The organism is Polaromonas sp. P1_F8 (genome assembly GCF_056405635.1).
Window position 1 is genome coordinate 356153 of record NZ_JBFUBS010000001.1, and the last position, 26626, is coordinate 382778.

At 62.4% G+C, this 26626-nt stretch carries 19 protein-coding genes; 10 read left to right on the plus strand and 9 right to left on the minus strand.

What is annotated here, in order from left to right:
- Positions 1 to 123: 123 nt before the first annotated feature.
- Positions 124 to 1746 (minus strand): 3-(methylthio)propionyl-CoA ligase, encoded by a 1623-nt coding sequence (locus AC1D1J_RS01730; RefSeq protein WP_477693723.1) that lies wholly within the window; start codon positions 1744 to 1746, stop codon positions 124 to 126.
- A gap of 123 nt (positions 1747 to 1869) precedes the next feature.
- Here AC1D1J_RS01730 and AC1D1J_RS01735 point away from each other — a divergent pair, with 123 nt between their 5' ends.
- The 6 genes from AC1D1J_RS01735 to AC1D1J_RS01760 all read left to right on the plus strand — a co-directional run bounded on the left by AC1D1J_RS01735 (position 1870) and on the right by AC1D1J_RS01760 (position 7181).
- Positions 1870 to 3363 (plus strand): protein adenylyltransferase SelO, encoded by a 1494-nt coding sequence (locus AC1D1J_RS01735; protein ID WP_477693724.1) that lies wholly within the window; start codon positions 1870 to 1872, stop codon positions 3361 to 3363.
- Between the two features lie 30 nt (positions 3364 to 3393).
- A complete protein-coding gene (msrB, locus tag AC1D1J_RS01740; protein ID WP_477648405.1) occupies positions 3394 to 3804 on the plus strand; it encodes a peptide-methionine (R)-S-oxide reductase MsrB in 411 nt (136 codons plus the stop codon).
- A 155-nt stretch (positions 3805 to 3959) separates the two neighbouring features.
- The gene (locus AC1D1J_RS01745; protein WP_477686298.1) at positions 3960 to 4586 is read left to right on the plus strand and encodes a septation protein A; all 627 of its coding nucleotides are present in this window, start codon (positions 3960 to 3962) and stop codon (positions 4584 to 4586) included.
- Entirely contained in the window at positions 4583 to 4876 is a 294-nt protein-coding gene (locus AC1D1J_RS01750) for a BolA family protein (RefSeq protein ID WP_477693725.1), read from the plus strand. The genes AC1D1J_RS01745 and AC1D1J_RS01750 overlap by 4 nt, the downstream gene beginning before the upstream one ends.
- Positions 4877 to 4976: 100 nt before the next feature.
- Positions 4977 to 5762: a peptidylprolyl isomerase gene (locus tag AC1D1J_RS01755; protein ID WP_477693726.1), complete on the plus strand. Its 786-nt coding sequence runs from the start codon at positions 4977 to 4979 to the stop codon at positions 5760 to 5762.
- A 675-nt stretch (positions 5763 to 6437) separates the two neighbouring features.
- Complete coding sequence (locus tag AC1D1J_RS01760; protein WP_477694457.1) at positions 6438 to 7181, plus strand: ABC transporter substrate-binding protein; 744 nt, start codon at positions 6438 to 6440, stop codon at positions 7179 to 7181.
- Positions 7182 to 7191: 10 nt separating this feature from the next.
- Here the strand turns inward: AC1D1J_RS01760 and purL are convergent, their stop codons facing one another.
- Positions 7192 to 11241 (minus strand): phosphoribosylformylglycinamidine synthase, encoded by a 4050-nt coding sequence (purL, locus tag AC1D1J_RS01765; protein WP_477693727.1) that lies wholly within the window; start codon positions 11239 to 11241, stop codon positions 7192 to 7194.
- A 225-nt stretch (positions 11242 to 11466) separates the two neighbouring features.
- Between purL and map the strand changes: the two genes are divergently transcribed.
- Together map and AC1D1J_RS01775 are read left to right on the plus strand one after the other, a co-directional pair.
- Positions 11467 to 12309 (plus strand): type I methionyl aminopeptidase, encoded by an 843-nt coding sequence (map, locus tag AC1D1J_RS01770; RefSeq protein WP_457280845.1) that lies wholly within the window; start codon positions 11467 to 11469, stop codon positions 12307 to 12309.
- Positions 12310 to 12360: 51 nt separating this feature from the next.
- Complete coding sequence (locus AC1D1J_RS01775; RefSeq protein WP_477693728.1) at positions 12361 to 14952, plus strand: [protein-PII] uridylyltransferase; 2592 nt, start codon at positions 12361 to 12363, stop codon at positions 14950 to 14952.
- A 4-nt stretch (positions 14953 to 14956) separates the two neighbouring features.
- Here AC1D1J_RS01775 and AC1D1J_RS01780 read toward each other — a convergent pair whose 3' ends face one another.
- From AC1D1J_RS01780 to smc, 7 genes are all read right to left on the minus strand, one after another.
- A complete protein-coding gene (locus tag AC1D1J_RS01780; protein WP_477686293.1) occupies positions 14957 to 15667 on the minus strand; it encodes a class I SAM-dependent methyltransferase in 711 nt (236 codons plus the stop codon).
- 86 nt (positions 15668 to 15753) lie between these two features.
- Positions 15754 to 16293 carry a peptide deformylase gene (gene def / locus AC1D1J_RS01785; RefSeq protein WP_457280842.1) on the minus strand — a complete coding sequence of 180 codons (540 nt, stop codon included), beginning with the start codon at positions 16291 to 16293 and terminating at the stop codon, positions 15754 to 15756.
- A gap of 39 nt (positions 16294 to 16332) precedes the next feature.
- Complete coding sequence (locus AC1D1J_RS01790; RefSeq protein WP_477686292.1) at positions 16333 to 16530, minus strand: hypothetical protein; 198 nt, start codon at positions 16528 to 16530, stop codon at positions 16333 to 16335.
- A gap of 107 nt (positions 16531 to 16637) precedes the next feature.
- On the minus strand, positions 16638 to 17354 hold the full coding sequence (locus AC1D1J_RS01795; protein WP_477686291.1) for an MgtC/SapB family protein: 717 nt from the start codon (positions 17352 to 17354) through the stop codon (positions 16638 to 16640).
- A 28-nt stretch (positions 17355 to 17382) separates the two neighbouring features.
- The gene (ligA, locus tag AC1D1J_RS01800) at positions 17383 to 19488 is read right to left on the minus strand and encodes an NAD-dependent DNA ligase LigA (RefSeq protein ID WP_477693729.1); all 2106 of its coding nucleotides are present in this window, start codon (positions 19486 to 19488) and stop codon (positions 17383 to 17385) included.
- A gap of 36 nt (positions 19489 to 19524) precedes the next feature.
- The gene (locus tag AC1D1J_RS01805) at positions 19525 to 20598 is read right to left on the minus strand and encodes a cell division protein ZipA C-terminal FtsZ-binding domain-containing protein (protein ID WP_477693730.1); all 1074 of its coding nucleotides are present in this window, start codon (positions 20596 to 20598) and stop codon (positions 19525 to 19527) included.
- A 7-nt stretch (positions 20599 to 20605) separates the two neighbouring features.
- Positions 20606 to 24142: a chromosome segregation protein SMC gene (gene smc, locus AC1D1J_RS01810; protein ID WP_477693731.1), complete on the minus strand. Its 3537-nt coding sequence runs from the start codon at positions 24140 to 24142 to the stop codon at positions 20606 to 20608.
- A 403-nt stretch (positions 24143 to 24545) separates the two neighbouring features.
- Between smc and dapC the strand changes: the two genes are divergently transcribed.
- Positions 24546 to 25751, plus strand: a complete 1206-nt coding sequence (dapC, locus tag AC1D1J_RS01815; protein ID WP_477693732.1) for a succinyldiaminopimelate transaminase — start codon at positions 24546 to 24548, stop codon at positions 25749 to 25751.
- 12 nt (positions 25752 to 25763) lie between these two features.
- Positions 25764 to 26600 carry a 2,3,4,5-tetrahydropyridine-2,6-dicarboxylate N-succinyltransferase gene (gene dapD / locus AC1D1J_RS01820; protein WP_457280835.1) on the plus strand — a complete coding sequence of 279 codons (837 nt, stop codon included), beginning with the start codon at positions 25764 to 25766 and terminating at the stop codon, positions 26598 to 26600.
- Positions 26601 to 26626 lie beyond the last annotated feature (26 nt).

Consider the following 26626-nt stretch of genomic DNA (forward strand, 5'->3'; position numbering starts at 1 on the left):
CGCTTCTCGCTTCGCGTAGTGCGCTGCCCCCCGAGGGGGCCGCTGCGCCTGCGGTCTGGCAAAGCCAGTCCCGCGGCCCCTGCTGATAAAGAGAAAGAGGAGCGTGCGCACTTTTATTTACGGTTATGGGAGTTTGTAATCCTTGAGCAGTTCGCGCAGTTTGGTCTTGAGCATCTTGCCGGTGGCGCCCAGGGGGATGGCGTCGACGAAGACGACGTCGTCGGGGATTTGCCATTTGGCGGTCTTGCCGTCGTAGAAGCGCAGCAGCTCGTCGCGCGTGACGTCCATGCCGGGCTTTTTCACGACCGCGATGATGGGGCGTTCATCCCACTTGGGATGGGCCACGCCTATGCAGGCAGCCATGGCGACGGCCGGGTGCGCCACGGCGATGTTCTCGATCTCGATGGAGCTGATCCATTCGCCGCCGGACTTGATCACGTCCTTGCTGCGGTCTGTAATTTGCAGATAACCATCGGCGTCTATGGTGCCGACGTCGCCCGTCGGGAACCAGCCGTCCACCAGCGGGTCACCGCCCTCACCCTTGAAGTATTCGCGCACAATCCACGGCCCCTTGACGTAAAGGTCGCCAAAGACCTTGCCGTCCCAGGGCAGTTCCTTGCCGTCGGCATCGACGATCTTCATGTCGACGCCGTAGATGGCGCGCCCCTGCTTGAGGCGTATCTTCATTCTTTCTGCTTCCGGCAGTGCGTCGTGCTTGTTCTTGAGCGCGCACAGCGTACCCAGCGGGCTCATCTCGGTCATTCCCCAGGCATGCAGCACTTCCACACCGTAGTCTTCGCGGAAGGCATTGATCATGGCGGGGGGACAAGCAGAGCCGCCAATGACGGTGCGACGCAGGCTTGAGAACTTCAGCCCGGCAGGCTTCATGTGGGTCAGCAGCATCTGCCAAACGGTGGGTACGCCGGCGGCGTAAGTGACTTTCTCGGCCTCGATCAGCTCATAAATCGACTTGCCATCCAGTGCGGGCCCCGGAAATACCAGCTTCGCCCCAGTAAGCGCGGCCGAGTACGGAATGCCCCAGGCATTGACATGGAACATGGGCACGACGGGCAGGATGGCATCCCGTGCGGAGATGGACATCACGTCAGGCAGCGCGGCCGCGTAGGCATGCAGCGTGCTGGAACGGTGGCTATAGAGTGCGGCCTTGGGGTTGCCCGTGGTGCCGCTGGTGTAGCACATGCTGGAGGCGGTGTTCTCGTCAAAACTGGGCCAGGCGTAGTCGGCGCTTTGCGCGCCTATCCAGCTTTCGTAGCTTTGCAAATTCGGAATGCCTGAATCGGCCGGCAGCTTGTCGGCGTCGCACAGCGCGATGTAGTGCCTGATGGTCGGGCAGCGGGCGTGCACGGCCTGCACCAGCGGCAGAAAGCTCAGGTCAAAGCACAACACCTGGTCTTCGGCGTGGTTGGCGATCCAGGCGATCTGGTCTGGATGCAAGCGCGGGTTGATGGTATGCAGCACCCGGCCCGAGCCGCTCACGCCGTAATAAAGCTCCAGGTGCCGGTAGCCGTTCCAGGCCAGCGTGGCAACGCGGTCGCTGAATGCGAGCTTCAGGCCGTCCAGCGCATTGGCAACCCGGCGCGCCCGATGGGCGACATCCTTGTAGGTGTAGCGATGCAGGTCGCCCTCCACGCGGCGCGACACGATTTCGGCGTCGCCATGGTGGCGCTCCGCAAATTCGATCAGGCCGGAAATCAGCAGCGGCTGGCTTTGCATTAACCCAAGCATCGGGAAGTCTCCATTGGTTAAATAGTGTTCAGCAAACGGTCATCATGCCGCAGCGCACCATGACAGTCATGCGGGATTGCCCGTGAAATCACGGGTTCATGTCAGGTAGGGGACAATTTGCCGATGACCTCTGCAAACCTTCCGGCGCCCGACGATGCGGGCTCCTCTGCCGGTACCTCGCTGACCTGGAGCAACAGCTTCGCTCAACTGGGTGGCGACTTCTACACCCGCTTGCGGCCGCAGCCCCTGCCAGATCCTTATTGGGTTGGCCGCAGCCGCAGCATGGCGCACGAACTGGGGCTGGGCACAGAATGGCTTGAATCACAGGCAGCCCTGGAAGCCTTGACCGGCAATAGCGTCCTGCCCGGCTCCGAGCCGTTGGCCAGCGTCTACAGCGGTCACCAGTTTGGCGTCTGGGCCGGGCAGCTCGGTGACGGCCGTGCATTGTTGCTGGGCGAATTCAGTACTCCGCGCGGGCCGCAGGAAATCCAGCTCAAGGGTGCCGGCAAGACACCCTACTCCCGCATGGGCGATGGCCGGGCTGTACTGCGCAGCTCGATTCGCGAATTTTTGTGCTCGGAAGCGATGCATGGCCTGGGCATTCCGACCACGCGGGCGCTGTGCGTTACCGGCTCCGATGCGGCCGTGCGGCGCGAGGAGATCGAGACCGCCGCCGTGGTGACCCGCACCGCGCCAAGCTTCATCCGCTTCGGCCACTTCGAGCATTTCAGTTACAACGACCAGCATGCGCAGCTGAAGGTGCTGGCCGACTATGTCATCGACCGGTTTTACCCCGCCTGCCGCGAGGCAAAGCAACCTTATGCGGCGCTGCTGGAGGCCGTCAGCGAAAAGACCGCGCACCTTATGGCTGCGTGGCAGGCTGCAGGCTTTTGCCATGGCGTCATGAACACCGACAACATGAGCATCCTGGGGCTGACCATTGACTATGGCCCGTTCCAGTTTCTCGATGCGTTTGATCCTGGCCACATCTGCAACCATTCGGACACCCAGGGCCGCTACGCCTACAACAAGCAGCCGAACATGGCCTACTGGAACCTGTTTTGCCTGGGGCAGGCATTGCTGCCGCTGATTGAAGACCAGGAGCAGGCGCTTGCAGCCCTGGAACCCTACAAAACCGTGTTCCCTGAGGCATTGCAGGCCCGAATGCGCAGCAAACTTGGCCTGGCGGACGAGCAGCCCGAGGACAAGACTCTGGTGGACAACACCTTCAAACTGTTGGCCACCAACAAGGTGGACTACACCATCTTCTGGCGGCGCCTGAATGGTTTCACGGCACAAAGCGGCCATGAGCCCCTGCGTGACCTGTTCTTTGACCGGGAATCCTTCAATGCCTGGGCGCTACAGTATTCAGAGCGACTCGCGCAGGTGGATCAAGGGCTGCGGGCCGATTTGATGCTCAAGAACAACCCGAAATTCGTTCTGCGCAACCATTTGGGCGAAGAAGTCATACGCGCCGCGAAACTAAAAGACTTTTCCGGGGTCGACACCTTGCTTGCCTTGCTGCAGGCCCCATTTGATGAGCACCCGGGGCACGAGAGCTTTGCGGATTTCCCCCCAGACTGGGCCTCGTCCATTGAAATCAGTTGCAGTTCGTAACACCTCCGCCAACTCACGCCAGGAACAGACATGAGCACGAAGATCCAGAAAACCGACGCCGAGTGGAAGGCCCTGCTGGCCGAAAAAGGCGCTGAGCCTGCGGCCTTTGAAGTCACGCGCCACGCCGCCACCGAGCGCCCCTACACCGGCAAATACGAAGCCGTCTGGGCCGACGGCAGCTACCACTGCATCTGCTGCGGTGCCAAACTGTTTGAGTCGGAAACCAAGTTTGATGCGGGTTGCGGCTGGCCCAGCTTTTCAGAAGAAGCCGTGCCGGGCGCGATCGAGGAAATTGTGGACCGCAAGCACGGCATGGTGCGCACCGAAACCGTGTGCGCCAGCTGCGGCGCGCATCTGGGCCATGTGTTTCCCGATGGGCCGTCTCCCACAGGCCTGCGCTACTGCATGAACTCGGCAGCGCTTGATTTCAAGAAGAAGTGAAGCCCCCACGGTCGCTCGCTGCGCGTAGCTTCCTGCCCCCCGAGGGGGCCGCCCGCCTGCGGCCCGGCAAAGCCGGTTCCGCGGCTCATGCTTGCTAATTCGGGACCCAACGCCAGTGAGCTCTTTCGCTTCTTTTACCCCGCGATAATCTGTTTATGAAAATTCTTTTCGACTTTTTGCCGATCGCCCTTTTCTTCGGCATGTTCAAGTACGCCGAAGGCAACAAGGACTGGGCTGCCGCTACAGCCACAGAGTGGCTGGGTTTTATGGTTTCCGGGGGGGTGGTGGGTGCGGCAGAAGCGCCAGTGCTGCTGGCCACCGTGGTTGTGATCGTTGCCACGCTGGCCCAGATCCTCTGGCTCAAGGTAAGCGGCAAGAAAGTCGACACCATGCTGTGGATCAGCCTGGGGCTGGTGACGGTGCTCGGCGGCGCCACCATCTATTTCCATAGCGAGAGCTTCATCAAATGGAAGCCCACGGTCTTGTACTGGGTGATGGGCGGTGCACTGCTGCTGGGTCAGCTGGTGTGGAAGAAAAATGGCATCAAATCGCTGATGGGCGCGCAAATGAACTTGCCTGATCACATCTGGCGCGTGGTCAATTTCAGCTGGGTTGGTTTTTTCGCCGTGATGGGCCTGCTCAATCTTTGGGTGGCCTTCACGTTTTCCACCAGCACCTGGGTCAACTTCAAACTGTTTGGCGGCCTGGGTCTGATGGTGGTGTTTGTGCTTGCGCAGGCGGTGTACCTGAACAAGCACATCAAACCAGGCACCACACCATGAACGCCGGCGTTTCCAGCGCCCTGCCCGTGCGCATCCATGAGATCGAGGAGCAGCTCAAGGCGCGGCTTCAGCCCACCCGGCTGGAGGTGCTGGACGAGAGCGCTGCGCATGCCGGTCATTCGGGCGCCCACGCCGAAGGTTTTGGCACCCACTTTCGCATCCGCATTGCCAGCCCGCTCTTTACCGGCAAGAGCCGGGTGGCGCGCCACCGGCTTGTGTATGATGCAATGCAAAATTTCATTGATCAGGGCCTCCATGCCCTGGCGATTGAAGTCATCGAGTCACCCTGAATCTGCACTGATTTTCCCAGGGCTCGGCACAGAGCCATGGCAACGCCAGCATGTCTTGCCAAACGTTTTCAAGCATTACCAAAAGGACTACAAAAACATCATGAAGAAACATCTGTTACTCGGCGCCGCCGTGGCGGCACTGCTCGCACTGGGCGCACAAGGCGCCATGGCGCAGAACGTGGCCATCGTCAATGGCAAGGCCGTTCCCAAATCGCGCCTGGACTCGCTTGCGCAGCAGGTCGCCAAGTCTGGCCGGCCAGTGACGCCTGAGATGGAAGGCCAGCTTCGCGAGGAAGTGATTGCGCGCGAAGTGTTCATGCAGGAAGCGGAAAAGCGGGGCCTGTCTTCCAGCGACGACGTCAAGGTGCAAATGGAACTGGCGCGCCAGACCATCCTGATCCGCGAGCTGTTTTCTGACTTCCAGAAGAAGAATCCGGTGACCGATGTCGAGCTGAAGGCCGAATACGACAAATTTGCCGAAGCCAATGGCGGCAAGGAATACAAGGCCCGCCATATCCTGGTTGAAAAGGAAGCTGAGGCCAAAGAGATCATTGCCAGCCTGAAAAAGGGCGGCAAGTTTGATGACATCGCCAAGAAGAAGTCCAAGGATCCCGGATCCGGTGCGAAGGGCGGCGACCTGGATTGGGCCAACCCTTCCAGCTATGTGCCTGAGTTCACCGAGGCACTGGTCAAGCTCAACAAGGGCCAGACCACCGATACCCCGGTGAAAACCCAGTTCGGTTATCACGTCATTCGTGTGGACGACATCCGTACGGCCCAGCTCCCTTCCTTCGAGGAAGTGAAGCCCCAGATCGCCCAGCAAATGCAGCAGCAAAAACTGGCGGCGTTCCAGGAAGATTTGCGCAAAAAAGCCAAGGTCGAGTAAGCGGCACATCGCTGCGAGCGCCCTGCCCGCCTTGCCTTCCTGAAAAAGCAGCCTTTTGGCTGCTTTTTTCTTGAGGCTCACCGATCAGGACGAATTACGTGAATTGCCGGTTGACGAGGGTGCTGGCGGCCGTTCCAATGGCTCACATTCCTCCAGAGGCTCTGTGAGCAAGCGCCTTGCTTTTTCCTCATCCCTTTCCCCACAGTCGAGGCGCACATGACCGAGCCCAATCCTCTTTCCGCCCCCAGTCTTCCCCAACCCGTGCAGGATGCCTTGCAGCGCGGCAACCTGGTCGAAGCCATCCAGTTGATGCGCGCCGGCACCGGCCTGGGCCTGAAGGAAACCAAGGACGCGCTGGAAGCCCATATGCGCGGCGAGCCGCCGGCCACCGGCTTCGCGCCCAGGGCCTTGCCCGCCGGCGCGCCCCTGCCCGCGCAGGTGCAAGAGGCGCTGGACCGGGGCAACAAAATAGAGGCGGTACGGCGCTTGCGAGGACTGACGGGCATGGGGCTCAAGGAAGCCAAGGATGCGGTGGAAGCCGGGGGCATCGGACCGGGCGCTGGCGAGGGATCTGGCGCGAGCGAAGGACTGTCCCCGGGCCAGGTGAGCAGCTCGAACGGCTTGTGGTGGTGGCTTGCCGCACTGGCCGTGCTGGCGCTGGCTGCTTTCGCGCTGCTGGGCTGCGCCACCAAGCCGCTGGCGCCCGTCGCCGAACTGGCGCCTTCCGGCAAGCTCAGGGCCGCCATCAATTTCGGCAACCCCATACTGGCGGTCCGCATGCCGGACGGTTCACCGCGCGGCGTCTCGGTGGATCTGTCCAACGAACTCGGCAAGCGCCTGGGCGTGCCGGTGGAACTGGTGACCTTCACATCGGCCGGCAAGGTGGTCGAAGCGGTCAGGGATGCGCAGGTTGACATCGCCTTTGTCGCGATAGACCCGGTGCGCGGCGCAGACATGTTGCAGACGCCGCCCTACGTGATCATCGAGGGCGCGTACCTGGTGCGCAAGGATTCGCCGATACAACGCAATGAAGAGGTGGACCAGGTGGCCAACCGCGTCGTGGTCGGCAACGGCAGTGCCTACGATCTCTATCTGACCCGTGAACTGAAAGCGGCCAGGCTGGTGAAGGCCCCCACCTCACCGGCGGTGACCGATGTGATGGTCGCGCAGAACATCGAGGTGGCGGCCGGCGTCAAGCAGCAGTTGGAGGCTGACGCTAAACGCATAACGGGCGTGCGTTTGCTACCGGGGCGCTTCATGGTGATCAACCAGGCCATGGGCCTGCCCAAGGGGCGCGAGGCCGGTGCGCGCTACTTGGCGGCATTTGTCGAAGAGATGAAGGCTTCGGGATTTGTGGCCACAGCGTTGGCGCGCCATGGCATTGAGGGCGCGGCGGTCGCCCCGCCCTCTACCCGCTAACGCCAAAGACTCACCCCACCCACTTGCGCGCGTTGTGCCAGAGGCTCATCCACGGACTGTGCTCGCTGCTATTGCCTGAAGTCCAGCTCTTCTGGATGTTGCGGAACACGCGCTCGGGGTGCGGCATCATGGCCGTGAAGCGGCCGTCAGCCGTGGTCACGGCGGTGAGGCCGCCGGCGCTGCCATTGGGGTTGGCCGGATAGGCTTCCGTCGGCTTGCCGTCGTTGTCGGTGAAACGCATTGCCGCAATCGCCTTGGACGCATCGCCGCGGAAGGCGAAATTGGCATAGCCCTCGCCATGCGCGACCGCGATCGGCATGCGGCTTCCGGCCATGCCTTGCAGGAAGATGCTGGGCGATTCCAGCACCTCGACCATGCTCAGGCGCGCCTCGAAGCGCTCGCTGCGGTTGGTGGTAAAGCGCGGCCAGGCCTCGGCGCCCGGGATGATGTCGGCCAGCTCGGCAAACATCTGGCAGCCGTTGCACACGCCAAGGCCGAAGGTGTCCTGGCGCGCGAAAAAGGCCTTGAACTCTTCGGACAGCACCGGGTTGAAGGTGACGGAGCGTGCCCAGCCAATGCCTGCGCCCAGGGTGTCGCCATAGCTGAAACCGCCGCAGGCGACGATGCCCTTGAAGTCGGCAAGCTTGGCACGGCCGGTTTGCAGGTCGGTCATGTGCACGTCGCAGGCCTCAAAGCCGGCCTGCGTGAAGACATACGCCATTTCAATGTGCGAATTGACGCCCTGCTCGCGCAGCACTGCCACGCGTGGTCTTGCAGAGAGATTCAGCGCCGGGGCCGCGAGCACTTTGGCGGGCCCAAACGTCAGCGCAACGTGCAGGCCCGGATCGGCAGGGTTGCCGGTGGCCGCATGTTCGTTATGGGCGCAGTCCGGGTTGTCGCGCTGCTGGCAGATCTTCCAGCTGACCGAATCCCAGACCTGGTGCAGGTCTTGCAGCTTGGCCGAGAACACGGCCTTGGTGTCGCGCCAGACCTGGATCTCGCCCTTGCCGACTTCGAGCGAGGCGTGCTGCGGGCGCGTCTTGCCAATGAAGTGGCTGAATTTGGAGAGGCCATGCTCGCGCAGGATCTGCATGACTTCGTTGCGCGCAGACGTGGCCACCTGGATGACGGCGCCCAGCTCTTCATTGAACAGCGCCTTGAGTGTGAGCTCTTCGCGGCGCGCGCCGACCTGGCTTGCCCAGTTCTTGCTGTCGCCCGTGTCCATGCGGCTGTCGGAAATGCCGTCGCCTTCGACCAGCAGCATGTCGATGTTGAGCGACACGCCGACGTTGCCGGCAAAACCCATTTCGCAGACCGCGGCGAACAGGCCGCCGTCGCTGCGGTCGTGGTAGGCCATGAGCCGGCCTTCCCTGCGCAGCGCATTGATCGCATTGACGAGGTTGACCAGGTCTTTCGGATCGTCCAGGTCGGGCACGTCGCCCTCTTCCTTGTCCAGCGTTTGCGCGAGGATGGAGCTGCCCATGCGGTTCTGGCCCTTGCCCAGGTCGATCAGGATCAGTGTGCTGTCGGCTTCATCGCGATTCAATTGCGGCGTCAGCGTGCCGCGGACGTCGGGCAGCGTGGCGAACGCGCTCACGATCAGCGACACAGGCGAGGTCACCTTCTTGCTGTCAGCGCCGTCGCTCCACACGGTGCGCATGGACAAGGAATCCTTGCCAACGGGAATCGACACGCCCAGCGCCGGGCAAAGCTCCATGCCCACGGCTTTGACGGTTTCGTACAGCGCTGCGTCCTGGCCGGGTTCGCCGCATGCGGCCATCCAGTTGGCCGACAGCTTGACGCGCGGCAGCTCAATCGGTGCCGCCAGCAGGTTGGTAATGGCCTCGGCGACCGCCATGCGGCCGGAGGCGGCGGCGTTGACGGTGGCCAGCGGCGTGCGTTCGCCCATGCTCATGGCCTCGCCGGCAAAACCGCTGTAGTCGGCCAGCGTGACGGCGCAATCAGCCACCGGCACCTGCCAGGGGCCGACCATCTGGTCACGGTGCGTGAGGCCGCTCACGGTGCGGTCGCCGATGGTAATCAGGAAGCGCTTGGAGGCGACGGTCGGGTGGCTAAGCACCGCAATCGCGCTTTTCTGCAGGTCCACACCGGTCAGGTCTATAGGCTTGACGATGTGCTTGACGGATTTCACGTCACGGTGCATCTTGGGCGGCTTGCCCAAGAGGACATTCATGGGCATATCCACGGGAGGTGCGGCCTCCTTGTCTGACAGCACCAGTTGCTTCTCTTCGGTAGCCACACCGATCACAGCAAACGGGCAACGCTCGCGTTCGCAAAAAGCCTGGAACTGCGAAAGTGATTCGGGCGCAACCGCCATCACATAACGCTCCTGGCTTTCGTTGCTCCAGATTTCCTTGGGCGAAAGGCCGCTTTCTTCCAGTGGTACGGCACGCAAATCAAACTTCGCACCTCGCCCGGCGTCATTCACCAGCTCAGGAAAGGCATTGGACAAACCGCCGGCGCCCACGTCGTGGATGGCCAGGATGGGGTTGGCCCCGCCCAGCTGGGCGCACTGGTTGATGACTTCCTGGGCCCGGCGCTCAATCTCAGGGTTGCCGCGCTGCACCGAGTCAAAGTCGAGCTGCGCCGCATTGGCGCCCGAAGCCATGGAACTGGCCGCGCTGCCGCCCATGCCGATGCGCATGCCGGGGCCGCCCAGCTGGATCAGCAGCGTGCCTGCCGGGAACAGGATCTTCTTGGTCAGCGCCGCGTCAATCGTGCCGACGCCACCCGCAATCATGATGGGCTTGTGATAACCCCAGCGCTGGCCGCCGACGGTTTGTTCATATTCGCGGAAGTAGCCGTTGAGGTTGGGCCGCCCGAACTCGTTGTTGAAGGCCGCGCCACCCAACGGGCCTTCGGTCATGATCTGCAGCGGGCTGGCGATGTGCTCGGGCTTGCCATAAGCAGTAGCAGCGTCGTCAAACAGCCTGGACACCGTGAAACCCGTCAAGCCCGCCTTGGGCTTGGAGCCGCGGCCGGTCGCGCCCTCGTCGCGAATCTCTCCGCCTGCACCGGTCGAAGCGCCAGGGAAGGGAGAAATAGCCGTGGGATGGTTGTGCGTCTCGACTTTCATCAGCACGTGCATCAACACGTCATCGGTGGCGCTATAAGTTTGATAGCTGCTTGCGCCCGTCCCTGTTGGGCTGGAGGCCGATACGGCACCGTTTTTGGCATAAAACCGCTGTGTTTTATAGCCCTCCATGACCGAAGCGTTGTCCGAATAAGCCACCACCGTGTACTGGGGATGTAGCTTTTCGGTGTTGCGGATCATGCCGAACAGGCTTTTCTCCTGCGCCACGCCGTCAATCGTGAAGTCGGCGTTGAAGATCTTGTGGCGGCAATGTTCGCTGTTGGCCTGGGCGAACATCATCAGCTCGACATCGGTCGGGTTGCGTTTGAGCTGAGAGAAGGCATTGACCAGGTAGTCGATTTCATCGGCCGCCAGTGCCAGGCCGAACTCGGCATTGGCCTTTTCCAGCGCGGCCTTGCCGCCTGCCAGCACGTCAATGGTCTGCAGGGGCGCGCCTTGCAATTCGGTGAAGAGGCCGGCGGCCTGCGCGCGGTCGAACATCACGCTTTCCGTCATGCGGTCATGCAGCAGGCCCGCTACCTGCTCGCGCTGGGTGTCGGTCAGGGCAGTTTTGCTGAAAAAGCCCGATTTCAGCGTAACGCGGTACTCGGTGATGCGCTCAACGCGCTTGACGGCCAGGCCGCAGTTGTGGGCGATGTCGGTGGCTTTTGAAGCCCAGGGCGAAACCGTGCCGAAGCGCGGAGAAACGATGAAAACCAGGGCGTCGTCGGCCTTGCCGGCAATCACCGCACAAGGCTCACCGTAGGTCAGCAACGCTGCGAGCTGGGTCCGGGCGGCATCTGAGGGGGGTGATTCAGTCGCCACCAGGTGCACAAACCGGGCGCTGATGCCCACGATCTTGTCGTGGATGGCTTGCAGGCGGGGAAGGAGTTGCTGGACGCGGAAGTCGCTGAGGGCGCTGATCCCGTGGGGTTCGCCCTCAAAAGTCGTCAGGTGCAGGGTCACGGTAGCGGTGGCCTTGTAATGGGAGGTGGGCAGCGCATGGCTGTTGGGTTTAACGGGCTAGCGTTAACCCGTAATTTTATCAGCGACTGAAGGCCTTCCCCGGTTTGCTGCCGGTGCGCCCGGGCACTTTTGCGATCCTTTCGGGCCACATTCGGTTCAGAACCAAAGCCCCTTGGTCCCATGCTGAAAATGCATGTGCCCGGGAGCGGTGGGATAATCAGGGCCATGAGTATTACTTACAAAGATGCCGCAGGAATTGAAGGCATGCGCCTGGCGGGAAGGCTTGCTTCCGAGGTTCTGGACTACCTCACCCCCTTCGTGAAGCCGGGCGTCACCACCAATGAAATAGACCGGCTGGCCCATGACTACATGACCCAGGTCCAGGGCACCATTCCGGCCACCCTGGGCTACGGCCCTCCCGGTTATGTGCCTTATCCCAAGTCGCTTTGCACCTCCATCAACCACCAGGTCTGCCATGGCATTCCTAACGACAAACCGTTGAAAAAAGGCGACATTGTCAATATTGACGTGACCGTCATCACCAAGGACGGCTGGCACGGCGACAACAGCCGCATGTACCTGGTTGGCGAAGCTTCCATTGCGGCCAAGCGGCTCTGCCATGTGACCTATGAAGCCATGTGGCAGGGCATCATGCGCGTCAAGCCCGGGGTCAGGCTGGGCGATATCGGCTTTGCGATCCAGACTTTTGCCGAAAAACAGGGGTTTTCCGTGGTTCGCGAGTTTTGCGGCCATGGAATTGGTCAAAAATTCCACGAAGAACCGCAAGTGCTGCACTACGGCCGTCCCGGTACGCTCGAAGAGCTCACACCGGGCATGACCTTCACCATCGAACCCATGATCAATGCCGGCAAGCGCGATATCAAGGACGGCCCCGAGAAAGACGGCTGGAGCATCGTGACGCGCGACCACTCCTTGTCCGCCCAGTGGGAACACACCATTTTGGTGACCGAAACCGGCTATGAGGTACTGACCCTGTCCGCCGGCAGCCCGCCCATCCCGGCGTTTGTCCCGCAAAGCAGCCCTGCCCAAGCCGCTGTCAGTGCCTGAGCCAGGCGCACAGTGGCGCCCCGCGCACTTTCTGACCCTGCGAGCTCCGCGATGATCGAGCTGGCCCCGGTCCGCGAGCAATACAAAGCGGGGAAAGCCGCCCTCCTCGCCACGCTGGCCGCCAGCGGCGCCTCGTCCCGCGGCATCCACAGCCTGCTGCAAAAATTCGCCCGCCATGCCGACGCGACCCTGCAGCTACTCTGGCAGCGGGCCGGCTTTCCGGTTTCCGCCTGCCTGGTGGCCGCAGGAGGCTTTGGCCGTGGCGAGCTGTTTCCCCATTCGGATGTAGACGTGCTGCTGCTGTTGCCGGACAGCGCCAACATCGATGGCGACCCGGCCCTCAAGGCCAAGGTGGAGAGCTTCATCGGCGCCTGCTGGGACGTAGGCCTGGAAATTGGCTCCAGCGTACGGACGATTTCCGGCTGTGTCGAAGAAGCGGCCAAGGACGTCACGGTGCAGACCTCGCTGCTTGAAGCCCGCCTGGTCGCCGGGTCCAAAAAGAACTTCCTGCAGCTGCAAAACCGGCTGGCCGTCGTGTTGGACCCGCAGGCTTTTTACGTGGCCAAGACGCTGGAGCTGCGCCAGCGCCACAACAAGTTCGAAAATACCCCCTACTCGCTCGAGCCCAACTGCAAGGAATCCCCGGGTGGACTGCGCGACCTGCAGGTGATTTTGTGGGTGGCACGGGCCGCCGGCCTGGGCAAATCCTGGGACGACCTGGCCCGCAACGGCCTGGCTACGGCCTTTGAAGTGCGGCAGATCAAGGCCAATGAAGCCTTGCTGAGCTTGATACGCGCGCGCCTGCACCTGATTGCCGGCCGGCGTGAAGACCGCCTGGTGTTTGACCTGCAGACCGCCGTGGCCGAGTCCTTCGGCTATTCCGCCGAAGCCGACGACGGAAGCAAGGTGCCGCGCCGCGCCAGCGAGGCGGTGATGAAGCGCTACTACTGGGCGGCCAAGGCCGTGACCCAGCTCAACCAGATCCTGCTGCTCAATATCGAAGAACGGCTCAACCCCAACACCTACCCGCTACGGCCCATCAACGAGCGCTTTTACGACAAGGCCGGCATGCTGGAGGTGGCCAGCGATGACTTGTACGCACGCGAGCCGCATGCCATCCTCGAAACATTTTTGGTGTTCGAGACTACCGTGGGCATCAAGGGCCTGTCTGCGCGTACCCTGCGCGCGCTGTACAACGCCCGCGGACTGATGAACAGCAAGTTCCGCAGCGATCCGGTCAACCGCGACACCTTCCGGCGCATCCTTCAGCAGCCCGAGGGCATCACGCATGCCATGCGGCTGATGAACCAGACCTCGGTGCTGGGCCGTTACCTCTGGATCTTCCGCAAGATCGTCGGGCAGATGCAACACGACCTGTTCCACGTCTATACGGTGGACCAGCACATCCTGATGGTTCTGCGCAACGTGCGGCGTTTCTTCATGGCCGAGCACTCGCACGAATACCCGATGTGCTCGCAGCTCGCGGCCGGCTGGGACAAACCATGGATTCTTTACATCGCTGCGCTGTTCCACGACATCGCCAAGGGCCGCGGCGGCGACCACTCCGAGCTGGGTTGCAAGGACGTGCGCGTTTTTTGCCGCCAGCATGGTATTGGCGCCGAAGACTCCAAACTCATCGAATTCCTGGTGGGCGAACATCTGAGCATGAGCCGCATCGCCCAGAAGGAAGATCTGAGCAACCCCGAAGTAATTGCCGCGTTTGCCAAACGCGTGGGCAACGAGCGCTATCTGACAGCGCTCTACCTGCTGACGGTGGCCGACATCCGCGGCACCAGCCCCAAGGTCTGGAACGCCTGGAAAGGCAAGCTGCTGGAAGACCTGTACCGCTACACGCTGCGCGTGCTGGGTGGCCGCGCGCCCGACGCGGATGCCGAGGTGGAGGCCCGCAAGCGCGAAGCCCTGACCACGCTGGCCCTGCACGCTGAACCTTTCGAGGCGCACAAGGCACTGTGGGATACGCTGGATGTCAGCTATTTCATGCGCCATGAGGCCTCCGACATTGCCTGGCATGCACGCCAGCTGTCACGGCATGTGGGCAAGGCCAAGGCGATTGTTCGCGCGCGCCGCTCGTCGGCGGGTGAAGGCATGCAGGTGCTGGTTTACACGCCCGACGCGCCCGATCTGTTTGCGCGCATCTGCGGCTACTTTGACGAAGCCGGCTTCAGCATCCTGGACGCCAAGATCCACACGGCGAAAAATGGTTATGCGCTGGACACCTTCCAGGTGGTCAGCCCCACACTGGCCGACCACTACCGCGAACTGGCGGCCATGGTGGAGGCCGAACTGGATCGCACCATCGAGAACCCCGGGCCTCTGCCGCCTCCGAGTAAAGGCCGTGTGTCGCGCCGGGTCAAGAGTTTCCCGATCGCTCCGCGCGTGGACCTGCGACCCGATGAAAAAGCCCAGCGCTGGTTGCTCAGCGTATCGGCCAGCGACCGGGTCGGGCTGCTCTACCGCATCGCACGGGTGCTGGCCCGTCACCGCATCAACCTGCAACTGGCCAAGGTGAGCACGCTGGGTGAGCGCGTGGAAGATACCTTCCTGATCGATGGACCGGAGCTGCAGCACAACAAGGCGCAGATCGCGATCGAGACTGAATTGCTCGAAGCGCTCAATACCTGAAGCTTCAGGCGACTGGTTTCCGCAGGTATTGCAACAGCCGCCCCTTGTAACTGCCGCCGGCCGGCAATTCGGTCACGCGCGTCTCGGTGCGCGAATAACCCAGTGCATCCATTTTTCGATTGAAGCTGGCCCGGTTGCCGCGGTCCGGATCGACAATCAGCACTTCGGTGTGCGGCAGCGCATGCAGCTCGATGAACTGCGACAACACCTCCGGCTGGCCACGGTCGTACAGCACGTCGCTGCCGATGATCAGGTCAAAGCGTTCCAGCAGCGGGTTCGCGCGCGACCAGTTGCCCGTCTGGTATTTCATCGCGGGTAAATGGTTGAGCTTGAGGTTTTCCAGCAGAAATTGCGCCGCCAGCGGATGACAGTCGCTCGCCGTGATGTCGCCACCACGGCGATGCACAACAAGGCTGGCTAGCGCCAGGCCGCAACCGAGCTCCAGAATGCGCTTGCCTTCCAGCTCAAAGGTCAGCATGGCATGGGCCAGCACACGGCCCGAGGGCCAGAGCAAACCGAATATCGGCCAAGCCGACGAGGAAATGCCTTCGCGTTCAGCCTCGCCGAGGGGATCATGGAATTGCTGGCGGTCCAGCAAGGAGCGCAGTTGCAGGTCGTCGCCGCTGCCGCTCACGGTTTCAAATTTCAGCTGGTAGGGAGGTGGCGAAGCAGCTCCGATGATGGAAACTGCTCCCGAGACGGGAGCGTGCGACATCCGGAAGCTTTCCTTGCGTACAACACGCTCTGGCGGGGCGAAATAGCCCTCGATCAGCTTCAGTGTACCCTTCGAGGTTCCCTCGGTCAGTCGTCGTCCGACGCGTCCAGTCCGGGGAAAAGCACCTCGGTAAAGCCAAACTGGCTGAAGTCGCGGATGCGCATGGGATAAAGCTTGCCAATCAGGTGATCGCACTCATGCTGCACCACTCGCGCGTGAAAACCGTCCACCGAACGCTCAATCGCATCACCGTACTGGTCAAAGCCGCTGTAACGAATTCGTGAAAGGCGCGGCACAAGGCCGCGCAGACCAGGTACGGAAAGGCAGCCTTCCCAGCCGCCCTCTTCTTCAGGCCCCAGGGGCGTGATCAAGGGATTCAGCAAGACGGTGCGGGGCACTACCGGTGCATCGGGATAGCGTGGGTTGACCGTGTCAGTCCCAAAAATGACCAACTGCAGGTCGACCCCAATCTGGGGGGCTGCCAGGCCGGCACCGTTGACAGCGCGCATGGTATCGAACATGTCAGCAATGAGCAGGTGCAGCTCGTCGGTGTCGAAGGCGGTCACGGGCTGAGCCACGCGCAGCAGCCGCGGGTCGCCCATTTTGAGGATTTCGCGAATGGTCATGCGCCAATTATCGTGGCGCAGGGCCTTATCGGGGAAGTTTTAGCGCCAATGCCGATAGCCCCAACCCCGGTAATAGCCGGGCGCGGGAACCACCACCACGGGGGCTGGCTCCACGTAGACAGGGCGGGCCGGGTAAACAGCCACCGGACGTGGGGCAATCGGTGCCACCACGCAGCCAGACAGCAAAACAGCTAGGCCGGCGGCCCCTGCCAGGGCAGAGAAACGTTTGTAATCCATGAAAAACTCCTGTGTGTACAGGTCTTTTCAACGTCTGGCGTAGCCGCCTGGCGTGACGTCCGGCGTGCAAACCCCGGTAACGCCATGTAAGGCGCTTCCTTGACGCACTATTCCGTGGTGCTGGCGCTCCAGTAAGCCTGGCTGACCGCAGGCAACTCACCGAGCTGCCTGACAAGGCGGTCCATCGCGGGGCCGTCCACCGCAATGGCGACCAGCGTCGCCTGGATCTTCACGCTTTCCTCGCCAAAGACGGACACTTTGAGATCGTTGGTCGGATAGTGCAGCTCCTCCAGCGATTTCTCCAGGGCACCCAGCACCTCTTTCTGATGCTCCCCGCTCGTGACCACATAGACCGAGTTGGTTACCTCGGCCGACTGCACGTCCAGTGGCAAGCGGTTGATCTGGTTGACGATGGGCCTCAGCAAGGTATTGGCCGCCAGCACGAACAGCGTGGCAATGCCTGCCTGCACCACCAGGTCGGCGCCCGCGCAGGCGCCCACAGCGCCCGAGCACCACAAGGTGGCGGCCGTGTTGAGCCCGCGCACATTGCCTTCCTCTCGCATGATCACGCCGGCACCCAGAAAGCCTATGCCTGACACCACATAGGCCACGACGTGCACGGCGCCCGACGAGCCGGTCAGCCGGTTCGCCATGTCGACAAAAATCGCGGAGCCCACGGCCACCAATACGTTGGTGCGAAGTCCTGCGGTGCGTTGCCGGTACTGGCGCTCAAAACCGATCAAGGCGCCAAAAACGAACGCCGAAGACAGGCTCAGGAGCGAGTCCAGGAGGTCCGCAGAGTTGAGGTTTTCGAATGCCTGCATGGGTGTGTTGCTTCCCGTGAGCCTGAAACTATCCGGGTGGGCCAGCCAGCAAGGCCAGCAAGGCCGCTTCGTCGATGACCGGAACACCCAGTGTTTGGGCTTTGACCAGCTTGCTGCCGGCCTCCTCGCCCGCCACCACGTAGTCGGTTTTTTTACTGACAGAGCCAGCCACCTTGCCGCCTGCAACCTCCACCCTGTCTTTGGCCTCGTCGCGGCTCAAGGTGGGCAATGTGCCGGTGATGACAAAAGTCTTGCCCGACAACGGCTGCGGCGCCCTGGCAGCTGGTTCACCCTCCTCCCAGGTCACGCCACAGGCGCGCAGTTGCTCGACCACTTCGCGGTTGTGCGCCTGCTCAAAGAAGGTGCGAATACTCTGCGCCACGATAGGCCCCACATCGCTGACTTCCAGCAGTTGCGCTTCAGTGGCGTCCATGATGGCGTCCAGCTTTCCGAAGTGGCGGGCCAGTTCCTTGGCCGTCGCCTCGCCGACGTGGCGTATGCCAAGGCCGAACAGGAAGCGCGGCAAGGTTGTCTGCTTGGACTTTTCAAGAGCCTCCAGCAGATTGTTGGCAGACTTTTCCGCCATGCGGTCCAGGCTGGCGAGCGCCGTCAGGCCCAGCTTGTAGAGATCGGGCAAGGTGCGGATCACATTCGCATCCACCAGCTGCTCGACCAACTTGTCACCCAGGCCTTCGACTTCGACGGCGCGCCGGTGTGCGTAATGCAGGATGGCTTCCTTGCGCTGGGCACCGCAGAAAAGTCCGCCGGTGCACCGGTAATCGGCCTCATCTTCTTCTCGCACGGCGTCGGAGCCGCAGACGGGGCATTTGCGCGGCATCGTGAATTGCGGCGCATCCTGCACCCGTTTGTCGAGCAGCACGCTGACGACTTCGGGTATCACGTCACCCGCGCGGCGCACGATCACGGTGTCTCCCACCCGCACGTCCTTGCGGCGTGCTTCGTCTTCGTTATGCAGCGTGGCGTTGGTCACGGTGACACCGCCCACAAATACCGGTGCCAGCTTGGCAACCGGCGTCAGCTTGCCGGTGCGGCCCACCTGCACCTCAATGGCCAGCACGGTGGTGAGCTGCTCCTGCGCCGGGTATTTGTGCGCCACGGCCCAGCGCGGCTCGCGCGTGACAAAGCCCATTTTTTTCTGCAGCGCCAGGCTGTTGACCTTGTAGACCACGCCGTCGATGTCATAAGGCAGGCTGTCGCGCTGCTTGCCCATGGTCTGGTGGAATGCTATTAATTCAGGAGCGCCTTGCGCGAGTTGCGTCTGGGCTGCGACCGGAAAACCCCATGATTTGAGTGTTAGCAGGAGCTGAAAATGGGTTTCGAACGCCGGACCGCCCTCTTCCGGCGGAGAGATATCCCCCAAACCGTAAGCAAAAAAACTCAAGCGCCGCCGCGCGGCCAACGCTGGATCCAGCTGGCGCACGCCGCCAGCCGCGGCGTTGCGCGGATTGACGAAGGTTTTTTCGCCCTTGGCGCCTTGCGCGATCTTCTCGCGCTGCTTCTCGTTGAGCGCTTCGAAGTCGGCGCGGCGCATGTAAACCTCGCCGCGCACTTCCATGACCGGCGGGGCATCGGCAGGCAATCGAAGCGGAATCTGGTTGATGGTCCGGATGTTCTGCGTCACGTCCTCGCCGACCTCACCGTCACCGCGCGTGGCGGCCTGCACCAGCACACCGTTTTCATAACGCAGGCTCATGGCCAGGCCGTCGAACTTGAGTTCGGCGACATATTCGACAGGCGCGTCGGATTCCGCCAGATCCAACTCCTTGCGCACGCGGGTATCGAAATTCTGGGCGCCTGTGGCTTCGGTGTCAGTTTCAGTGCGAATGCTTAGCATGGGCACCTTGTGGCGCACACTGGCGAATTGGTCCAGCGGCTTGCCGCCCACGCGCTGGGTCGGTGAATCGGGTGTCAGCAGTTCCGGATGAGCCGCCTCAATCGCCTGCAACTCTTTGAACAGCTTGTCGTACTCGGCATCGGGAATCGTGGGCTCATCGAGCACGTAGTAGCGGTGCGCGTGCAGATGCAGCTCTGCGCGCAACGCAGCGACGCGCTCCGCGGCGGAGGCCGACTGCGGCGAGGGTTCGGGCTGCGCAAACAGGTCTTTGGTGGCCATGAAGAAAGTCGGAAACGGGCGAAAAGCCCGGGGAATTCAGGAAAAAAGGCGGCGCCCCAGCACCGAACCTGCCGACAAATCACGGCTGTCCAGCGTGTCATAAAGCTGTTCCAGGTCGGCGTGGATGACCTCCATCGCCTCGGGCCGGATCAGGTTGCCGTTGTCGTCGATGATCACGCCGTCCATATTGGCTGCCAGGGACAGCGCGGCTTCGCACATGCGTGCAAAGGGCTGCTCGGAGCGGGAAACCTGTGGAACGTCGAGCGACAGCGTCAGTTCACGCAGCGCCGTCTGCTCCGGGTCCTCTGCCATGGCAGCCTGTGTGTCGAAAGCCAGCCCCAGGATGGGCGCCTGCCCCTGCTGGCTCGCCGGCAACACCATGCGCCCGGGAATGGAGCCGGGAACGAAGCCCAGCCGGGCCGCGCTTTGGTGGACATAACCCGGGCTCCAGGCGGTGTTGACGGCGCGCAGGGTAAAGCTCAGCTGTGCGTCATGGCCGCTGGCAAACTGGTCGAGTTCGCGGGCTCGCGCCACCTCGTCCAGCATTTCCGGAAATTCCGGCTCGCCGCCCACCGCATCGGCAAACGCCTGCGCCTTCATCACGAATTCAGAGTATTCAATCTGGTTGAGCGCACCGGTGCGGTTGGCCAGCTGCACGCCGCACTGAAAGGCGCTGTAACGATGCCCTGCTGTGGGAAATTCCCATTCGCCGGTAATGATGCTCAGGCCTTCCACGCCGAAAGGCTTGCTGCCGGCCCGGCGCGTGCTGGGCATGGCGGCAAGCGCGGCTTCGCCCGACACCATGCCCTCAATCACCACGGGCGCAACGGCATCAATCAGCACGTCAAGGCCTGGTTTTCTGTCGGATGCATTCATCGTGGCGAGCGAAGCCAGTGATGCCAAGCCAGAATCCACGTCAAAGCTGGGTTCCAGCCGTTCAGTCGCGGCGCCTTCGCCATTTTGTGCAGGTGCAAGCTCTTGCTCGGGAGCGGGGGCTTCCGGTGTGGCCTGCTTGGGCAGGTTTCTGCGCGACGACCAGGCGCTGTGTGCCACCACACCGGCCAGCACCAGCCCGCCCACCACCGCCAGACTGATCTGCAATGTGCTCATTTTGGGGTCAGGCTGCTTCTGCGAAACCGATGGCAGCTTCCATGTCCACCGCCACGATGCGTGAAACGCCCTGCTCCTGCATGGTCACGCCAATCAACTGTTCGGCCATTTCCATGGCGATCTTGTTGTGGCTGATGAAGAGGAACTGCGTTTCCTTGCTCATGGATCGCACCAGCTTGGCGTAGCGCTCGGTGTTGGCGTCGTCCAGCGGCGCGTCGACCTCATCGAGCAAACAGAAAGGTGCGGGGTTGAGCTGGAAGATGGCAAACACCAGCGCGATGGCCGTGAGCGCTTTTTCACCGCCTGAGAGCAGGTGAATGGTCTGGTTTTTCTTGCCGGGCGGCTGGGCAATCACCTGTACTCCGGCGTCGAGGATTTCCTCGCCCGTCATCATGAGCTTGGCATTGCCGCCGCCGAAGAGTTCGGGGAACATGCGGCCAAAATGGCCGTTGACCGTGTCGAAGGTACTCGAGAGCAGGTCGCGCGTTTCGATGTCGATCTTCTTGATCGCATCTTCCAGCGTGGTCATCGCTTCGTTCAGGTCGGCGGACTGCGCATCCAGGAATTGTTTGCGTTCGCGCGCGGTGCTCAGCTCGTCCAGCGCGGCCAGGTTGACGGCGCCCAGCGACTGGATTTCGCGGTTGATGCGGTCAATTTCGCCTTGCAGGCCGGTCAGGCGCACATTGCCGGACTGGATGGATTGCTCCACCGCAGCCAGGTCGGCCTGCGCGTCGGCCAGCAACTGCGCGTATTGCTCAAAGCCCAGGCGGGCGGCCTGCTCTTTCAGCTGGAACTCGGTGATGCGCTGACGCAGCGGATCCAGCTCGCGCTCGAGCTGCAGGCGCCGCTCATCGCTGGCGCGCAGCTTGCTGGTCAGGTCGTCGTACTGGCTGCGCTTGGCGCCCAGGTCGGCTTCACGCTCAAGCTTCACGCTCAGTGCGCTTTGCAGGCCGGCCTGCGCCGCGGCGTCTGTCAGGCGGGTGAGCTCTTCACGGGCCTGCGCTTCCTCGCTGGCGATGGAGCTGGCCTGCTGAGCCGCAATGTCGATGGAGCGGGTTAGCTCTTCGCGGCGGGAGGCCAGGCTGCGCAGCGCAAATGCGGCTTCCTGCGCCTGGCGTTCCAGCGTGCGCTGCTGCTCGCGTGATTCGCCCAGCTTGCGCTCGGTTTCGATCACGCGGTCATCCAGCTGCGCATGGCGTTCCTGGCTGTCGGCCAGTTGCATGTCGAGTTCTTCAAAACGGCCTTCAGCCGTGACCTTGCGTTCCTGCAATTCGCCAAGTTGCGCTTCGATTTCGGCCATGTCAGCCTGAATCTGCTCGCTGCGTGCGCGGGTTTGTTCGGCCAGCTGCGTCAGGCGCAGCACTTCGACCTGCAGCTCATGGGTGCGGCTCTGGCCTTCGGCGGTTTCGCGGCGTGCCGTGGCCAGACGCTGGGCGGCGTCGGCATAGGCGGCTTCGGCGCGTATCAGCGCGGAGCGGGCCTCTTCGCTGATCAGCGCCTGGGCCTTGAGCTGCTTGTCGAGGTTTTCAATCTCCTGGGCGCGGGCCAGCAGGCCGGCCTGTTCGGAATCCTGGGCGTAAAAGCTCACGCTGTGGTGCGTGACGGCATGGCCGCTTTGCACATAAATCACTTCGCCGGCCTGCAGCTTGTCGCGTGTGGCCAGGGCGTCGTCCAGGCCTTGCGCCGTGTAGCAGCCCTGCAGCCAGTCGCCCAGCAATGCGGACTGTCCGGCATCATTGAGGCGCAGCAGCTCGGTGAGGGGTTTGAGGCTGATCGCCGCATTGACACGCGCAGGCGCAGCAGCACTGGGCGGCGAATAAAACGAGAGCTTGGCCGGCGGCGTGTCGCGGCCATCGGTGCCGGCAAAGCCGCGCACCATGTCGAGCCGGCTGACTTCCAGCGCCCCCAGGCGTTCGCGCAACGCGGCTTCAAGCGCGTTTTCCCAACCTTGTTCGATGTGAATGCGGCTCCAGAGGCCTTGCAGGCCATCGAGGCCGTGCTTGGCCAGCCAGGGCTTGAGCTTGCCGTCAGTCTTGACCTTTTCTTGCAAGGCCTTGAGCGCTTCCATGCGCGCCGACAAATCAGCCCGTTTGGCGGATTCGGTGTTGACGGTCTGCTGCAGCGTGCGGCGTTCTTCGTCGAGCTGCGGCACGCTGTCGGTCAGTTCATGCAGGCGGGCCTCGGCTTCAGCCTGAGCTTCCTGTGCGGCGCTGAACTGCGTGTTCAGGTTGGCCAGACGGGCTTCGTCGGGCGCGTTGAGCGCGTTGCGGTCGGCGGTGAGCTTTTCCAGGCGCAGGTTCAGCGTGCGCGACTGCTCTTCAATGTTGCGTTGGTCGGCAGCCAGCACCTGGATTTGCTGTTGCACCTGGCCGACGCTTGCGCGCTGCTCGTTGGCTTTGGCCTGGGCCTGGCGCAAGGCGTCTTCCAGGGCGGGCAACTGCGTCTGGTGCTCCTCGGTCTGCGCGGCCAGCAGCTCGGCTTTTTCTTCGGCCTCAATGGCTTGCGCGGCGAGGTTTTCCGTCTCGACGGCGGCGTCTTCCTTGCGCGTGGCCCACTGGGCAGTTTGTTCTTTCAACTGGGCCAGGCGTTGCTCAACGCGCTGGCGGCCGTCGACCACAAAGCGGATCTCGGCTTCCAGGCGGCCGACTTCGGCGCTGGCCTCGTACAGCTTGCCCTGGGCCTGGTTGACCTGGTCGCCGGCCGAATAGTGAGCCTGGCGAATGGTTTCGAGGTCGGCCTCGATGTGGCGCAGGTCGGCCACGCGGCTTTCGAGGTCATTCACGGCCTTTTCGGCGTCGGCCTTGACCTTGGACTGGTCGGCTTCGCTTTCGGCGCGTTTGAGGAACCACAGCTGGTGCTGCTTCAGGCTGGCGTCGGCATTCAGCGCGTTGTAGCGCATCGCGACCTCGGCCTGCTTTTCGAGCCGGTCCAGATTGGCGTTCAGCTCGCGCAGAATGTCTTCGACGCGGGTCAGGTTTTCGCGGGTGTCCGAGAGCCGGTTGGCGGTCTCGCGGCGGCGCTCTTTGTACTTGGAAACACCGGCGGCTTCTTCGAGGAAAAGGCGCAGCTCTTCGGGCTTGGATTCGATGATGCGGCTGATGGTGCCCTGGCCGATGATGGCGTAGGCACGCGGGCCCAGGCCGGTGCCAAGGAACACGTCCTGCACGTCGCGGCGGCGCACCGGCTGGTTGTTGATGTAGTAGCTGGAGGTGCCGTCTCGCGTCAGCACGCGCTTGACGGCGATTTCGACAAACTGGCCCCACTGGCCGCCGGCACGGTGGTCTGCGTTGTCAAAGACCAGTTCCACGCTGGAGCGGCTGGCGGGCTTGCGTGTGGTGGTGCCGTTGAAGATGACGTCCTGCATGGACTCACCGCGCAGCTCGGAGGCCTTGCTCTCGCCCAGCACCCAGCGCACCGCGTCCATGATGTTGGACTTGCCGCAACCGTTGGGGCCCACCACACCGACCAGTTGGCCCGGCAGTACGAAATTGGTGGGCTCTGCGAATGATTTGAAACCAGATAGCTTGATCGAATTGAGACGCACGGCTGTCCCTGTTTTTTTGAGCCAGAGGTAGGGAATTACAACCCTAACTCGTTGATTTTTATGGCGTTTTATGGAAAAACGCTGACACACATCGTGTACCACTTTCAGTAGCACACGGTCCGCCATGTTACCCGAGCGGGAGTGGGATTTTGCCGGGAAAAAGGCCCTTGACGGGCCCGGCGTGAAACACTTTGCTTCGAGCGGCGGCGGTCTGTCAGGGTGATGCCCGGCCCTGCGCGGCCTAAAAATGGCTGGGTACCGGGGAAATTTAGATTGAATTGGCCCGGATCCCAATAAGAACGGGCGCGAGCAGCTATTAATTTGATAGCGATCAGACCAAGGCGTGACATGCCGCAACCCAGACCAGCAGCGGGTCAGCAAGGCGAGGCTGGATAATCAGGGCATGAATCCCCTGCTTTCACGCCTCCAGCCCTACCCGTTTGAGCGGCTGCGCCAGTTGCACGCCGATGTCACCCCCAACCCGGCCTATAAACCCATCAGCCTTGGCATCGGTGAACCCCGCCATGCCACGCCGCAGCTCATCAAGGATGCGCTGACAGCCAGCCTGGGCGGCCTGGCCAGTTACCCCGGCACGCTGGGGGAGCCGAAGCTGCGGCAGGCCATGACCGACTGGCTGGCCCGCCGCTATGGCCTGAAGCTGGACCCGGCCACGCAAATCCTGCCGGTCAACGGCTCGCGCGAGGCGCTGTTTTCACTGGCGCAAACTGTGCTTGACGCCAGCAAACCGGGCGCCACCGTGGTCTGCCCGAACCCGTTCTACCAAATTTACGAGGGCGCAGCCCTTCTGGCGGGTGCCCAGACCTGGTTCGCGCCCAGCGACCCGGCGCGCAACTTCGCAGTCGACTGGGCCGGTGTGCCCGAAGCCGTCTGGGCCAAGACCCAGCTGGTGTTTGTCTGCTCACCCGGCAACCCCACCGGCGCGGTGATGTCGCTGGCCGAATGGAAGCTGCTGTTTGAGCTCAGCGACCGCTACGGCTTTGTGATTGCCTCCGACGAGTGCTACAGCGAGATTTACTTCCGTGATGAGGCGCCTCTGGGCGGGCTGCAAGCAGCCGCAGAGCTGGGCCGCCATGACTTCAAAAACCTGATTTCCCTTACCAGCCTGTCCAAGCGCAGCAATGTGCCGGGCCTGCGCAGCGGCTTTGTGGCGGGCGATGCAGCACTGATCAAGCCCTTTTTGCTCTACCGTACCTACCACGGCAGCGCCATGAGCCCCATCGTGCAGGCGGCCAGCATCGCCGCCTGGAATGACGAGCAGCACGTGGTCGACAACCGCGCCATGTACCGCGAAAAATTCGCCAAAGTCACGCCCATGCTGTCGGCTGTAATGGACGTCGCCCTGCCCGACGCAGGCTTTTACCTGTGGGCCGGAATCCCCGAGGCATTCAAGGGCTCCGACACCGCGTTTTCGCGCGAGCTGCTCGCTCTTTACAATGTCGTGGTGTTGCCGGGCAGTTACCTGGCACGCGATGCGCAGGGGCACAACCCCGGCGCCGGCAGAATTCGCATGGCGCTGGTGGCAGAAACCGCCGAATGCGTGGAGGCCGCAGAGCGCATCGTCCAGTTCATCCAATCCAAAGTTCACTGAAAAACCATTCTCATGACTCAAGCCAACCTGCAAGCGCTCCAGCAAACCATTGACGCCGCCTGGGAAGACCGCGCCAACCTGTCGCCCAAGTCGGCGCCCAAGGACATCCTGGAGGCAGTGGAGCAAACGATTTCCCAGCTGAACAATGGCTCGCTGCGCGTGGCCACCCGCGAAAGCGTGGGTGTGTGGACGACGCACCAGTGGATCAAGAAAGCCGTGCTACTGAGCTTTCGCCTGAAAGACAACGAACTCATGCGCGCCGGCGACCTCGGCTTTTTCGACAAGGTCAAAACCAAATTTGCGCACCTGAGCGAAGCTGAAATGCGCGAAACCGGTGTGCGCGTGGTGCCCCCCGCTGTGGCCCGCCGCGGCAGCTTCATCGCCAAGGGCGCGATCCTGATGCCCAGCTACGTCAACATCGGCGCCTGGGTAGGCGAAGGCACCATGGTGGACACCTGGGCCACCGTGGGCAGCTGCGCGCAGGTCGGCAACAATGTGCACCTCTCCGGCGGCGTCGGTCTGGGCGGCGTGCTGGAGCCGCTGCAGGCCAACCCCACCATCATTGAAGACAACTGCTTTATCGGCGCACGCTCTGAAGTGGTCGAAGGCGTGATCGTCGAAGAAAATTCGGTGATCTCTATGGGTGTCTACATCGGCCAGAGCACGCCGATTTACGACCGCGAAGCCGACACCGTCACCTACGGCCGTATTCCTGCAGGCTCCGTCGTGGTGTCGGGTAACCTGCCAAAGGCCGGCGGCAAGTACAGCATGTACTGCGCGGTGATCGTCAAGCGCGTGGACGCAAAAACCCGTTCCACCACCAGCCTGAACGATCTGCTGCGCGACTAGACATGACCCCCACGCTTCTCGCTCCG

Bases quoted from the DNA above. Each gene is read 5' to 3' on its own strand.
- AC1D1J_RS01730 (WP_477693723.1), bottom strand. From the start codon at position 1,746: ATGCTTGGGTTAATGCAAAGCCAGCCGCTGCTGATTTCCGGCCTGATC.
- AC1D1J_RS01735 (WP_477693724.1), top strand. From the start codon at position 1,870: ATGACCTCTGCAAACCTTCCGGCGCCCGACGATGCGGGCTCCTCTGCC.
- msrB (WP_477648405.1), top strand. From the start codon at position 3,394: ATGAGCACGAAGATCCAGAAAACCGACGCCGAGTGGAAGGCCCTGCTG.
- AC1D1J_RS01745 (WP_477686298.1), top strand. From the start codon at position 3,960: ATGAAAATTCTTTTCGACTTTTTGCCGATCGCCCTTTTCTTCGGCATG.
- AC1D1J_RS01750 (WP_477693725.1), top strand. From the start codon at position 4,583: ATGAACGCCGGCGTTTCCAGCGCCCTGCCCGTGCGCATCCATGAGATC.
- AC1D1J_RS01755 (WP_477693726.1), top strand. From the start codon at position 4,977: ATGAAGAAACATCTGTTACTCGGCGCCGCCGTGGCGGCACTGCTCGCA.
- map (WP_457280845.1), top strand. From the start codon at position 11,467: ATGAGTATTACTTACAAAGATGCCGCAGGAATTGAAGGCATGCGCCTG.
- AC1D1J_RS01775 (WP_477693728.1), top strand. From the start codon at position 12,361: ATGATCGAGCTGGCCCCGGTCCGCGAGCAATACAAAGCGGGGAAAGCC.
- AC1D1J_RS01780 (WP_477686293.1), bottom strand. From the start codon at position 15,667: ATGTCGCACGCTCCCGTCTCGGGAGCAGTTTCCATCATCGGAGCTGCT.
- def (WP_457280842.1), bottom strand. From the start codon at position 16,293: ATGACCATTCGCGAAATCCTCAAAATGGGCGACCCGCGGCTGCTGCGC.
- AC1D1J_RS01790 (WP_477686292.1), bottom strand. From the start codon at position 16,530: ATGGATTACAAACGTTTCTCTGCCCTGGCAGGGGCCGCCGGCCTAGCT.
- AC1D1J_RS01795 (WP_477686291.1), bottom strand. From the start codon at position 17,354: ATGCAGGCATTCGAAAACCTCAACTCTGCGGACCTCCTGGACTCGCTC.
- ligA (WP_477693729.1), bottom strand. From the start codon at position 19,488: ATGGCCACCAAAGACCTGTTTGCGCAGCCCGAACCCTCGCCGCAGTCG.
- AC1D1J_RS01805 (WP_477693730.1), bottom strand. From the start codon at position 20,598: ATGAGCACATTGCAGATCAGTCTGGCGGTGGTGGGCGGGCTGGTGCTG.
- dapC (WP_477693732.1), top strand. From the start codon at position 24,546: ATGAATCCCCTGCTTTCACGCCTCCAGCCCTACCCGTTTGAGCGGCTG.
- dapD (WP_457280835.1), top strand. From the start codon at position 25,764: ATGACTCAAGCCAACCTGCAAGCGCTCCAGCAAACCATTGACGCCGCC.